The organism is Rathayibacter sp. AY1F8 (assembly GCF_002932165.1).
Lineage (GTDB): Bacteria > Actinomycetota > Actinomycetes > Actinomycetales > Microbacteriaceae > Rathayibacter.
The window spans coordinates 188,484-200,835 of record NZ_PSVB01000001.1 but is presented as its reverse complement, the minus strand read 5'-3'; the positions used below and the strand labels follow the sequence as shown (position 1 = coordinate 200,835).

Here is a 12,352-nt window from a genome sequence, read left to right as displayed (position 1 = left end):
GTGCTCCGATCCCTTCGGACACGGCTCCTTCCTGCGACCCTCATCCGCGTCCCTTCGGGGACGCCGGATGTCTGTGAAAGGCACCCATGTCCCGGACAACGAAGTCCCACCCCTCCAAGCGCCTGATCGGCGCCCTGATCGCGGCCGTCGTCGGCATCACGACCTTCGGCATCAGCTCGCCCGCCTCTGCAGCCACCGCCCCGGTCGGCCTCGGATCGGCGCAGGAGATCCGCAACCAGCACAGCAGCATGTGTCTCGACGACTTCGACTTCGGCACTCAGCCCGGAGCCGAGGTGCGGCAGTGGAGCTGCACCGAGGGGAGCAACCAGCGCTGGCAGGTCACCGACCTCGGCACCGGCTACGCCGAGATCAAGAACACCTTCAGCAACCTCTGCCTCGACAACTTCGACTTCGGCACCACTCCGGGCTCGGAGGTGCGGCAGTGGAGCTGCAACGGAAGCACCGCCCAGCAGTGGCGGATCACCTCCGTCGGCGGAGGCTACGCCGAGATCGCCAATCGGCACAGCGACCTCTGCCTCGACAACAAGGACTTCCGCCAGATCGACGGCTCCCCCATTCAGCAGTGGACCTGCACCGGCTCCAAGGCCCAGCGCTGGGCACTGACCGATCCGACCGTGCAGAAGATCACCTGGACGCTGAACCGCGTCGCGAGCCCGACCGCGGACGAGGCCGACGCCTACGCCCGCATCACCGACGCGATGGACCGCGCCGTGGCGCGCTACAACCGCCTCAGCAACATCTCCCGCTCCCTGACCGTCTCGTACAGCCCCGGAACCCCGACGGCCGATGCGAACATCTACGGCCAGATCCGCTTCGGCAAGGAGCGCGTCTACATGGTGGAGGGCACCGCCATGCACGAGATCTCGCACACCGTGGGCTTGGGCACGTCGACCACCTTCAACACGAACTGCGAGAACAGCAGCTGGGACTCGGCCCTGGCACTGCTGCGCACCTGGGACGGACCGGACGCGACAATCCAGTGCACCCCGGGTCACATCTTGAACTACGGCCTCAACTACAACAGCGAGTTCAGCCAGCTGAACCTCGAGCGCCACGTGAAGCTGGTGCAGTCCATGCTCAGTGACGGCATGTAGCCGTCACTCGAGGCACGCCCGAACGAGCATCCTCGCCGCCCCTCGCGGGCGGCCGGCGCCGGCGGGGCGGGGAACCAGAGCCCTCCCCCCGCCGGCGCCGCATGCCCCGATGTCTCCCTCCGGAGGCGCGGGGCAGCGGAGCGCTCGGGAGTCGAGGAGGGCCCCTCGACCGGGTGGTCGCAGCCGACGTGCCGGACGCCGCACCCTGGGGAGGGGGCGTCCGGCACGTCTTCCTCGTGTCGGCGCCGTCCGGTCCGCCGGACCCCCCGGAGGCGCATGACGGGCGGCGTCTGCGGGCGCTAGCGGTTCTGCTCGACGGTGCTCGGCGCGGTCCGGTGCGTCTCCGGCGCCTCCGTGCCGACGGGCTCCGCCTCCCCGCTCGCCGCGGCCTCCCGCAGGTAGTGCGCCGACATGACGCGGTAGGAGCGGGTGAGCATCGCCGCGCCGGCCGCGATGATCATGACGACTCCGCCGACCAGGAACACCAGCGCGATCCCCCGGCCGATGCCGTCGCCGAGCAGCCCGCCGAACGCCGAGCGCCCGGCCGGCGACTCCATGTACGGGATGAGCGCGAACTCGGCGATCGGGGCGATGAGGAACGACGTGATCGGAGCGGCGGCCGACTCGAACGCCGCCGCGAAGCCGAAGACGCGCCCCTGGGTCTCGAAGGGGACGACCTTCTGGATCACCGTCTGCTCGGCGGCCTCGACCGCCGGGATCAGGGTCATGTAGATCCAGATGCCGCCGGCGTAGAGCCACCACCAGTCGCGGAGGGTGAAGACCGCGCCGATCAGGCCCATCGCCATCACGAGCAGCAGCATCGTCCGGATCGGGTTCCTCCCGAGACCGAACCTCGCGACGAGCAGACCGCCGATGACGAAACCGGTCGCCGTCACTCCGAGCACCACGCCCCACAGCTCGACCGGGAACAGCTCGAGGCCGTACGGGTCCATCAGCGCCATGTAGACGCCGCCGATCAGGTTGTTGAACGTCGAGAAGACGATGAGCGCGAACAGCCCGGTCGCCGCCCGCACCGCGGTGATGCTGCCGCGGAGATCGATCAGCGGCGCCCTCTCCCCCGTCGGCGCGGGCCGGTCCTCCGGGATGCGCAGGAAGAGGAGGTGCAGGAGCGCGGCGGCGGAGAGGCCGATCGCGATCACCAGCGTCCACCCCATGCCGAGCAGGCCGATGGCGAGCCCGCTGAAGACGCTCGTCACTACGAAGGCGAGGCCCTGGACCGTGCCGACGAGGCCGTTCGCGCGGGCGTGCCCCTCCACCGGGACCAGCAGGGTCACCGTCGTGGACAGGGCGATGTTGCGCATGTTCTCGATGACGGCGCCGAAGAGGATCGTGCCCGAGAACACCCAGAACCAGGGGGCGCGGAAGTCCAGGAGCGCCGCCTCGGGCAGCGCGAGGAAGAGACCGCCCGCGACGCCGAAGGACACCAGCGTGACCGCGCCGGCGAACACCATGACGCGGAACTTGCGGTGCCGGTCCACGATCGTGCCGAAGGCCATCGCGAAGACCGCGACGAGCAGCATGTAGGCGCCGCCGATGATCCCGGTCGCCAGGACGGAGCGCGTCTCGAGGTACACCCAGAACGTGAGTGCGAACCAGAGGAAGCTCGTCGTCACGTTCGCGACGGCGGTGTTGAGGAGGATCTGGTGGAAGTCGCGGAGCTTCGTCGAGGTGTCGGCGTCGGCTCCGGGCACGGGGGCGGTCGAGGACACGGCTTCCCTCCGCTCGCGACGGCGCCGTCGGTCCCGCGGCGGGAGTCGAGGGTCGTCGCAGCCACTGTAGGACCGCGCCGTCGGCGAGTCGAGAGGGGCCGGGCGTCCGGCGGGGATGCGCTGCCGCCTCCCGCGCGGACGCGGGCGCCGCCGCCCTCGCGACCCGGATCAGCGGGCCTCGGGGGCGGCGGCGCCGACGGGTCAGACGATGGCGGCGCGGAGGGCCGCGGCGGCCTCGCCGACGTCCGGGGCGCCGTAGATGGCCCCGCCCGCGACGGCCACGAGGGCGCCGGCGCGCTGCACCGACTCGATGGTGGCGGTGCTCACGCCGCCCGCGACCGAGAACGGCACGCCGGAGGACTCGCCGTCGCGCAGCAGGGTCTCGAAGGTGAAGCCCTCCTCCGCCTGCTCGTCCAGACCGGCGTGCATCTCGACGAACTCGGCGCCGAGGGCGACGACCTCGCGGGCGCGGGCGGCCTTGTCGGGCACGCCGATGAGGTCGACGACGACGCCCTTGCCGTGCTTCCTCCCGGCGGCGATCGCGCCGGCGATGGTGCTGTCGCCGGCGACGCCGAGGACCGTCACGAGGTCGGCGCCGGCCGCGAAGGCCATGTCGGCCTCGAGCTCGCCCGCGTCCATCGTCTTGAGGTCGGCGAAGACCGTCTTGTCGGGGTGCGCCTCCTTGATGGCGGTGATGGCGGAGAGGCCGGCGCTCTTGATGAGCGGGGTGCCCAGCTCGAGGATGTCGACGTGCGGGGCGGCGGCAGCGGCGAGCTCGAGGGCGGCGTCGGTGCTGAGGGTGTCCATGGCGAACTGGAGCTTCACGGGGTTCTTCTTCCTGTCGAGGTGGGGAGTCGGGTCATTCGAGGTTCGCGTGGCGCGGCCAGAGCTCGTCGGCGCTGTCGCCGCGGCGCTGCCAGAGCGCGTGGAACAGGGCGTCGCCGGTGAGCACGACGACCTGCTCGAAGAGCCCGCCGGAGTACTGCGCCGAGGCGGCCCCGGAGCGGTCGAGCTTGTCGGCGGCGGGCACGACCACCACGGCGGAGGCGAGCCCGGCCAGCGGGGAGTCGGCGGCGGTCGTGATCGCCGCGACCCGCGCTCCGGCGTCGACGGCGGCCTGCGCGGCGCGGACGATGCCCCCGGTGGTGCCGGAGCCGCTCGCGGTGAGCAGCACGTCGCCGCTGCGGATCGCCGGGGTCGTCACGTCGCCGACCACGTGCACGACGAGTCCGAGGTGCATGAGGCGCATGGCGGTCATCCGCAGGGCGAGGCCGGAGCGGCCGGCACCGTGGATGAAGACGCGATCGGCGCCGGCGAGCAGCTCGAGGACGGGCTCGAGGCGGTCGGTCGTCAGCGAGGCGGTCGCGGCGGACACCTCGGCGGCGATCACGGCGAGCGCCTCTGCGGGGTCGGTGGTGCGGTCGTCAGCGGGCATGGATCCACAGTGCGCCCGGCGACCGGATCCGCGCGCCACCTGATCGAGGAGGTCCGCCTACCCGATCGGGTGGGCGATGCCGCTCGCGGGTAGGACGGGTAGGTTCGGAGGATGGATCCCGCCGAGTCCCCCGCCTCCCGCACCCTGCTGCAGCAGCACGCCCGCACGGTGGCCGAGCAGGCCGACCGGCACGCGGTGGCGCTGGAGTCGGTGCTCGCCGCCCTGCGCGCCGAGCGCCTCGACGACCGTGCGGCCCGCACCGTCGCGATCGACATCGCCGCGAACGCCCTGGTCGAGCTGCGCACCGCCTCGGACGAGCAGCGCAGCGCGATGCTGGAGCCCGTCGTGGGCGCGTTCGCGCGGCTCCGGAGCGACCTGCGTCCGCTCGTGCGCTTCGGCGACCTCGACGTGCAGTTCGTCGAGCCGCCCGCCACCGGGCGCGCCCTCCCCGGCGAAGTGGCGCACGGGGCCCGCGCGATCGTGCGGAGCGCCGTGCTGGCGTTCGTGGAGTCGGAGCAGACGCGCCGGGTGCGGATCCAGTGGGACTGCGACGGGCTCAACCTGCTCATCGAGATCCGCGACGACGGCCGGGGCGAGCTGACGACCCGCGACGACGCCCTGCGCCCGATCGCCGAGCGCGTGCGCGGGCTCGACGGGGAGCTCTCGGTCGCGTCGACCGCGGGCTGGGGGTCGACCCTGTCGATCCGCCTCCCCCTCGATCCGCCGGCGCAGCCCGACGGGCTCGACCTCGCCGAGCTCAGCGCCCGCGAGCGGGAGGTGCTGAACCTGATCACGCTCGGCGCCTCGAACCAGCGGATCGCGGACGACCTCGGCATCAGCGGCAACACCGTGAAGTTCCACGTGTCGAACCTGCTGCGCAAGGCCGGGGCCCGCACCCGGGCGGAGCTGGCGGCGCTGGCGCGCTGATCGATCCGGGTGCCCCGTCCTGGCAGAGCCGCCCTCGCAGTGCCGCCCCCGGACGCACGGACGGGCCGCGGCGGCCGCCGAGGGTCTCCCCCTCCTGCGGCGCCGCGGCCCGTCCGGCCGATCAGCGCGCCCCGATCACTCGCTCCGGAGCAGCCCGAAGCGGAATCGGCCGGAGCCGTCGAGCGTGTCGTCGATGCCCGAGATCGTGGAGGAGGCGATGACGGTCTCCGTGCCCTCGAGGAGCGGCACGGTGATCGCCTTCTCCGCCGCGAGGCGCTGCGCCTCCTCGATCGCCGCGGTGCGCTCGTCGCCGGGCGCCAGGCTCCGCTCGCGCAGCACGACCTCGTTGTAGGCGTCGTCCTTCACGGCGGCGCCGAGGATGGAGGGGGCCTCGTCGGTGCCGTAGAGCAGGTTCAGGTAGTTGTCCGAGTCCGGGTAGTCCGCGAACCAGCCCTGCTGGTAGAGCGGGTAGGACGTCGACTTCTCCTTCACGTACTGCGTCCACTCCGTCGACTGCAGGTCGACCGTGAACAGCCCGCTGCGCTCGAGCTGGTTCTTGATGAGCGCGTACTCGTCCGAGGTGCTGGAGCCGTAGTGGTCGGTGTTGTACTGCAGCTTGAGATCGACGGGACAGGTGATCCCGGCGGCCTGGAGCGCGGCGGCGGCCTCGTCCGCGCTGGGACCGCCGCTCCCGTCGCCGAAGGCCTGCTCGTACGCCGGCGTCGATCCGGTCAGGGCGCTGGGGACGATCGAGTAGACCGGCGCGTAGGTGCCCTTGTAGACCTGGTCCGACAGCTCGTCGCGGTCGATCAGGTCGGCGACGGCGGTGCGGACGGCGAGCGCCTTGTCGGCGTCGGCCTCGGGGGTCGCGGAGCCGTAGGGCATGGTCTCGGGGTTGAAGACGAGGAAGCGCATCTCGGCGCCGGGACCGGAGTGCACCGTCAGGCCCTCCTCGCCGCGGAGGTCCTCGGTGTCGGTCGCGTTCAGCGTGCGGTAGGCGACCGCGATCTCGCCGCGCTGGATGTCGAGCTTGAGGTTGCTCTCGTCCGCGTAGTAGCGGATGATCATGGACTCGTTGGCGGCGGCGCCGAGGAGGCCGTCATAGGAGTCGCTGCGGGTGAGCTGCACGAGCGAGTTCAGCGTGTAGCTCGTGATGGAGTACTGCCCGCTGAAGGCGTCGCCGGCGACGATGTCGTCGTCGGTGGTGAGGGAGTCGGCCGAGAAGACGTCCTCGTCGACGATCGCGGCGGCGGGGCTGGTGAGGATCTGGGGCCAGAGGGCGTTGTCCGGGGTGGCCAGCGTGAAGACGACGGTGGAGTCGTCCTCCGCCTCGACCGAGACCATGTCGGAGAGCAGCGACGAGGGGCCGTTCGGAGCGGTGATCGCCACCTGGCTCTCGAAGGTGAAGACCACGTCCGAGGCGGTGAGCGGATTGCCGTTGGCGAAGGCGGCGTCCTCGCGCAGGGCGACGCGGTAGTGGGTGGGGTCGGTGAACTCGGCCGAGGCCGCGAGGTCCGGCACGGGATCCGTCGATCCGGGGGCGGAGGTCAGCAGCCAGGAGAAGACCTGGTTCTGCAGCGTTGCCGAGCCGAGATCCCAGGAGCCGGCGGGATCCAGGGCGGTGACCTTGTCCGTGGTCCCCAGGAGGATCCCGGGGGCGCCTGGGCGCCGGTGGTGCCCGGCGAGCAGGCGGTGAGGGCGACCGGCGTCGTGCCGTCGCGGTTCCGGCTACTCGAGCAGCTTGCCCGCGGTGGCGACCTCGCCGCTGATCAGCGCCTGGATCTCCTCCGGCACCGCGGGGATCTCCTCGCGGGTGATCCCCGTGGAGGGCGACCATACGAGGTTCACCTGGAGGGCCGGGTCGATGTCCGGGTAGTCGCTGCGGTTGTGGCAGCCGCGGCTCTCCCGGCGCTCGAGGGCGGCCTCGAGGGTGGCCCGCGCGGCCATCGCGGCCGACTTGAGGTCGAAGGCGTGGGCGAGGTCCTGGAAGCCGGCGATGTCCGGGTGCACGCCGATGTCGGCGATGCGCGCCTCGATCGCGTCCAGCTCGGCGAGCCCGGCGAGCAGGCCCTCCTCGTCGCGGACGACTCCGGCGTGCTCGGTCATCGTGTTGCGGATCGCGCGCTGCAGGGCGCGGACGTTCTCGGTGCCGTCGGCCGCGAGCAGGCCGGCGATCTCGTCGCGGGCGACCTGGACGGACGCGGCCGAGCGCGTCTGGGCGGTCAGTGAGGCGGAGTACTCCGCCGCCGCCTGACCGACGATGCGGCCGAACACCAGCAGCTCGATCAGCGAGTTGCCGCCGAGGCGGTTGGCGCCGTGCAGTCCACTGGAGGCCTCTCCGATCGCGTAGAGCCCGGGGACGTCGGTGCTGTGGTCGTCCGAGCGCACCCAGACCCCGCCCATCGAGTAGTGCGCCGTGGGCGCGATCTCGATCGGGTCCTTCGTGATGTCGAGCATCTGCAGCTCGAGCATCGTCTGGTACACCCGCGGCAGCCGGGTCATGATCGTCTCGCGCGGCAGGTGCGAGACGTCGAGCCAGACCCCGCCGTTCGGCGTGCCGCGACCCTCCTTGATCTCGGTGTAGCAGGCGAGGGCGACGCGGTCGCGGGTCGAGAGCTCGAGGCGCTCGGCGTCGTACTTGCCCATGAAGCGCTCGCCGAGGCCGTTGCGGAGGATGCCGCCCTCGCCGCGCGCGGCCTCGGAGATCAGCGTGCCCGCCGCGTTCTCGGGCTCGATGATGCCCGACGGGTGGAACTGGACGAGCTCGGGGTCGCGCAGGCGGCCGCCGGCCTCGACGGCCAGGCGGAACGAGTCGCCCGTGTTCTCGTCGCGGCGGGAGGAGGTGCGGCGCCAGATGCGGTTGTGCCCGCCCGCGGCGAGGATCACCGCATCCGCGTGGATCAGGTAGCGGGTGCCGTCGACGAGGTCGAAGCCGTAGGCGCCGAACACTGCTCCGTCCTCGTTGACGAGGATGCGCGTGACGTACACGGTGTCCAGGATCGGGATCTCGAGCTGGGCGGCCCGGTTGACGAGCGTGCGCTGGATCTCGAGGCCGGTGTAGTCGCCCGCGAAGGCGGTCCGGCGGTAGGTGTGCGCGCCGAAGAAGCGCTGCGAGATGCGGCCGTCGTCCTCGCGGGCGAACGGCATGCCGTAGCGCTCGAGGTCCTGGATGCCGCGGGCGGCGTTGGAGGTGACGATCTCGACCGTGTGCGGGTTGGCGAGCTGGTAGGACTCGGTGATGGTGTCGGCCGCGTGCTGCTGCCAGCTGTCGTCGGGGTCCATCGTGGCGAGGGCGGCGTTGATGCCGCCGGCGGCGAGGGAGGTGTGCGCGTCCGACTTCGAGCGCTTGCCGAGCGCGAGGACGTCCACGCCCGCCTCGGCGAGCTCGATCGCGGCGCGCAGGCCCGATCCGCCGGTGCCGATGACGAGGACGGAGGTGGAGATCCGACGCTCCGGTGCGGTGGTCTCTGAAGTGGTCATGCCTCCACGCTAGGCACGGCGCTTCGATTACTCCAATGCATAATGCTGGGCACAGCCATGCGCATAGGGTATGCATGTGGATCTCGAGCAGCTCACCGGATTCGTCGAGGTCGCCCGCCTCGGCAGCTTCACCCGCGCCGCCGAGGAGCTGCATCTCGCGCAGCCCTCGCTGAGCCGCCGGATCGCCGCGCTGGAGCAGGACCTCGGCTCCGAGCTCTTCCACCGGGCGCGTTCCGGCAGCACCCTCACACCGGCCGGGGAGCTGCTGCTGCCGCTCGCCCGGCGCATGCTCGCCGACGCCGGATCGGTGCGCCGCGAGCTGGCCGAGCTGGCCGGACTCGAGCGCGGCCGGGTGCGGTTCGGCGCGACGCCGACGCTCTGCATCAGCCTCGTCGCGGAGGTGCTGCACGCGTTCCACTCCGCGCATCCCGCCGTGGAGCTGCACCTCGCCGAGGACGGGTCGCGGAGCCTCTTCGACCGGCTGGCCCGGGGCGAGCTCGACCTGGCGCTGGTGACGACCTCGACCGCGGCCGCTCCCGGCGCCTTCACGGTGACGCCGCTGCTCGTCGAGGAGCTCGTCGTGGTCTCCTCCGCCGCGGAGCCTCCCCTCGCCGCGACCGGCGCGCTCGACCTGGCGGCGGTCGCCCGCCTCCCGCAGATCGTCTTCAACTCCAGCTACGACCTGCGCCGCACGACCGACGCCGCGTTCGCCGCCGCGGGCCTGGAGCCGGACGTGGTGCTGGAGGGCGCCGAGATGGACGCGGTGCTGCGCTTCGCCGAGCGGGGCCTCGGGGTCGCGGTCGTCCCGGCGATGGTGCTGCAGGGGCGCCCGGGGCTGCGCTCGATCCGCCTCGAGGAGCCGACGCTCGAGAAGCCCACCCTGACCCGGACGATCAGCCTCGCGCGCCCGGCGGACCTCGCGCCGACCGCCGCGGCGCGGGTCATGCAGCGCACCATCGCGGCGACCGCCCGCGCCTTCGCCGCCCAGGCCGGCGGCACGATGCGCCTGGCCGACACCCGCTGACCGAGCTGGGGTCTCGAGGCGCCGCTGCTCGACCAGCAGTACGGCGAACATGCTGATCGAGCAGCCCCGGAGGCGTATCGAGATCTCCCCCGCACGCGCAGGAGCGCCCCCGGCCCCGCAGGGCCGGGGGCGCTCCCCGGTGGTTCAGCCGTGCGCTACGAGCACGGGCGCGCCGCGTACGGAGCGCTCACCTCCGTCTCGACGGGGGCGCCGTTCATCGTGGCCGTGGCCTCGACGGTCACCGCACCGGCGGGCAGGTTCGCCTGACGGGTGGTGAAGGCGTGCGACACGGTCTTGCCGGGCGCCACCGAGGTGAACGACTTCGTGCCGGACGTCGACGTGAAGGTCACGCCGACGGGGACGTCGGAGCCGTTGCTCGCCTGGACGGTGACGATCGCCTTGCCCGCGATGCAGCGGGTCGCAGCGCTCGCCGTGATGTCGAGCGCCGGAGCAGCCTCGCCCTCGGTGAAGGCGAAGGTGTCGAGCTCGAACAGGTCGCCGGAGGGTCCGGAGTAGCTGAAGAACACGTCGTGCACTCCCGTCGCTCCGGTCAGCGCGGCGCTGACGTCGGTCCACTCACCGGTCGTCCCGTTCACCGCGACGGTGCCCGCGACGGGCCCGGTCTCGGAGTCGAGGCGGACGGTGACGGTGCCGCCGGCCTGCAGCGCCTTGGCCTTCGCGGTGAACGTCGCGGCTCCGGTGTCCCCGAAGTCGACGGCGGACAGCGCGGTCCAGTCGCCGTTGTCGAGATCCTTCAGCACGAGGTTCTGCGTCGCGCCCGCGGCGGGGGTGCCGAGCGGCGCCGTCGCGATGCCCTTGCTCCAGCCGATGGTCTCGGCCGGGAAGGTGCGGTACGGATCGAAGTCCTTCACCTGGTCGACGCCCTTGTAGTCGCCGACCACCTGCCGCACCGTGCCGTCGGCGTTGAACTGCAGCTCCTGGATGTGCGGGCTGCGGTACCCCTGGGTGGTGTCGCCGTTGATCCGCTTGTTGAGCGTCGGCGCGTGGTAGGTGAAGTAGTACTTGCCGCCCAGCTCGAAGACCGACTGGTGGTTGTTGCCGCCGGTGCCGGCTCCGAAGAAGCGGCTCTGGTTCGGGAACATCACGCCGGCGTAGTTCTCCTTGGGCCAGGACATCGGGTCGTCCGAGATCATGTAGCCGATCTCGCCGCCGCCCGGGTAGCCGGGCTCGCGGGTCTGGTTGCCGCCGAAGTCGTTGCCGCCGAAGTGGGACGAGTACGAGAGGTAGTACTTGTCCTGGCGCTTGAACACCTGGGCCGCCTCGAACGCGACGGGCGCGTCCACGACGGCGGAAGTGCCCTGGGTCGAGATCATGTCGTCGCCGAGCTCGATCACGCGGATGTTCTTCGGGTTGTTGAAGCGCTCGGCCGCGGGGAGCGCGGTCGAGGCGGGTCCGCCTCCGAAGAACAGGTAGCCCTGGCCGTCGTCGTCGACGAGCGGTGCCGGGTCGAACTTCCACGCGACCGCCTCGGCGCCCGGGGTGGACGCGTTGATGAGCGTGGAGGTGCGCTGGCTGGTCCACGGACCCACCGGCGAGTCGCCGGTGATCACGTTGCTGGAGCCGCCGCCGTTGGCGTAGTAGAGGAAGTACTTGTCGACGCCGTTCACGGTCTTCTTCGCCATGCCGGGAGCCCACGAGTTGCCGGTGTAGGGCGCGACTCCGGTGGAGCCGGCGACCTGGATCTCGCCGTGGTCGGTCCAGTTGACGAGGTCGTCCGAGGAGATCACGGTGATCTGGTTGATCTTGCCGTAGTCGATGCCCGCCGAGACGCCCGTGGCGGGGTTCGGAGCGTAGCCCTGGGTGTCGTTCGTCATGTACATGTACACGCGGCCGTTCTCGACGAAGCCGAAGCCGTCGGCGCCGAACTTCCAGCCCATGAGCGGGTTGTGGTCGCCCGGGATCTTGCCCACGACCTCGATGGTGCGCGAGGCGGGCGCGGGCGGCGCCGCTCCGACCAGCGAGACGTCGTCGAGCTTGTAGTCCATGAGGTGCGTCTCGGGCGCGGCCGAGGGAGTCGCGGTCCACGGCGTCTCGAAGAAGAGGCGCGCGGTCGCGACGCTCTGCCCGGCGGGGATGGTGAACGATCCGTTGATCGTCGCCCACTGCCCCTTCGTGGCGGTGACGCTCGCGAGGTTCGTGTAGGTGCCTCCGCCGTAGTGCATGGTGGCGAAGAACTGCTTGGTCGCGGGGCTCGCGGCGTTCTCGTACTTGATCTGCGCCTTGACCTGGTAGGTCTGGCCGGCGACGACCTTGCCGCTGAGGTCCTGCATGGCGCCCGCGCCGGTGGTCGTGCGGCCGGTGACGAGCGCTGCGGCGGTGCCGGTGCGCGCATCCGTGGTCGTCGCGATGGTGCCGGCGTCGGCGGCGTTGCCGTTGTTGACGAACCAGCTGCTGATGCCGCTCTCGAAGCCGCCGTTGACGATGAGCTCCGCCTCAGCGGCGGACGAGGTCTGGGCGGCGAAGGGGGCCACCAGGAGCGCGGTCAGCGCGGCCGTGGCCAGCAGCCTCAGCCGCAACCGCCCCTTCGGAGCGGCTTCTCGTTGTGGTGATCTCACGGATCCTCCTTGATCGTGTCGTGCAGGAGATCGTCGGCGACGGGTGCCGCTGACGCGTTCGGGGG

9 protein-coding genes are annotated in these 12,352 nt (G+C 71.6%); 3 read left to right on the top strand and 6 right to left on the bottom strand.

The window, feature by feature from the left end; translation table 11 throughout:
* Nucleotides 1-86: 86 nt before the first annotated feature.
* Complete coding sequence (locus C5C35_RS00905) at nt 87-1,115, top strand: RICIN domain-containing protein (RefSeq protein ID WP_104226029.1); 1,029 nt, start codon at nt 87-89, stop codon at nt 1,113-1,115.
* Nucleotides 1,116-1,414: 299 nt separating this feature from the next.
* Here C5C35_RS00905 and C5C35_RS00900 read toward each other — a convergent pair whose 3' ends face one another.
* The 3 genes from C5C35_RS00900 to hxlB all read right to left on the bottom strand — a co-directional run bounded on the left by C5C35_RS00900 (nt 1,415) and on the right by hxlB (nt 4,280).
* Nucleotides 1,415-2,845, bottom strand: a complete 1,431-nt coding sequence (locus tag C5C35_RS00900; RefSeq protein ID WP_104262330.1) for an MFS transporter — start codon at nt 2,843-2,845, stop codon at nt 1,415-1,417.
* 201 nt (nt 2,846-3,046) lie between these two features.
* Nucleotides 3,047-3,670 (bottom strand): 3-hexulose-6-phosphate synthase, encoded by a 624-nt coding sequence (hxlA, locus tag C5C35_RS00895; RefSeq protein ID WP_104224387.1) that lies wholly within the window; start codon nt 3,668-3,670, stop codon nt 3,047-3,049.
* A 34-nt stretch (nt 3,671-3,704) separates the two neighbouring features.
* Entirely contained in the window at nt 3,705-4,280 is a 576-nt protein-coding gene (gene hxlB / locus C5C35_RS00890; protein WP_104233664.1) for a 6-phospho-3-hexuloisomerase, read from the bottom strand.
* A 111-nt stretch (nt 4,281-4,391) separates the two neighbouring features.
* Between hxlB and C5C35_RS00885 the strand changes: the two genes are divergently transcribed.
* Nucleotides 4,392-5,207 (top strand): response regulator transcription factor family protein, encoded by an 816-nt coding sequence (locus tag C5C35_RS00885; RefSeq protein WP_104262329.1) that lies wholly within the window; start codon nt 4,392-4,394, stop codon nt 5,205-5,207.
* Between the two features lie 135 nt (nt 5,208-5,342).
* Here C5C35_RS00885 and C5C35_RS00880 read toward each other — a convergent pair whose 3' ends face one another.
* Both C5C35_RS00880 and C5C35_RS00875 read right to left on the bottom strand, forming a co-directional pair.
* Nucleotides 5,343-6,728, bottom strand: coding sequence for an ABC transporter substrate-binding protein (locus C5C35_RS00880; RefSeq protein ID WP_104262328.1), 1,386 nt, complete (start codon nt 6,726-6,728; stop codon nt 5,343-5,345).
* 207 nt (nt 6,729-6,935) lie between these two features.
* Nucleotides 6,936-8,687, bottom strand: a complete 1,752-nt coding sequence (locus C5C35_RS00875) for an L-aspartate oxidase (RefSeq protein ID WP_104224384.1) — start codon at nt 8,685-8,687, stop codon at nt 6,936-6,938.
* A gap of 70 nt (nt 8,688-8,757) precedes the next feature.
* On the opposite strand from C5C35_RS00875, the gene C5C35_RS00870 reads away from it, so the two are divergent.
* On the top strand, nt 8,758-9,711 hold the full coding sequence (locus tag C5C35_RS00870) for a LysR family transcriptional regulator (RefSeq protein WP_104226031.1): 954 nt from the start codon (nt 8,758-8,760) through the stop codon (nt 9,709-9,711).
* Nucleotides 9,712-9,866: 155 nt separating this feature from the next.
* Here C5C35_RS00870 and C5C35_RS00865 read toward each other — a convergent pair whose 3' ends face one another.
* Nucleotides 9,867-12,287 carry a family 43 glycosylhydrolase gene (locus tag C5C35_RS00865; protein ID WP_219814131.1) on the bottom strand — a complete coding sequence of 807 codons (2,421 nt, stop codon included), beginning with the start codon at nt 12,285-12,287 and terminating at the stop codon, nt 9,867-9,869.
* Nucleotides 12,288-12,352: the final 65 nt, after the last annotated feature.

Bases quoted from the DNA above. Each gene is read 5' to 3' on its own strand.
- C5C35_RS00905 (WP_104226029.1), top strand. From the start codon at position 87: ATGTCCCGGACAACGAAGTCCCACCCCTCCAAGCGCCTGATCGGCGCC.
- hxlB (WP_104233664.1), bottom strand. From the start codon at position 4,280: ATGCCCGCTGACGACCGCACCACCGACCCCGCAGAGGCGCTCGCCGTG.
- C5C35_RS00885 (WP_104262329.1), top strand. From the start codon at position 4,392: ATGGATCCCGCCGAGTCCCCCGCCTCCCGCACCCTGCTGCAGCAGCAC.
- C5C35_RS00875 (WP_104224384.1), bottom strand. From the start codon at position 8,687: ATGACCACTTCAGAGACCACCGCACCGGAGCGTCGGATCTCCACCTCC.
- C5C35_RS00870 (WP_104226031.1), top strand. From the start codon at position 8,758: ATGCATGTGGATCTCGAGCAGCTCACCGGATTCGTCGAGGTCGCCCGC.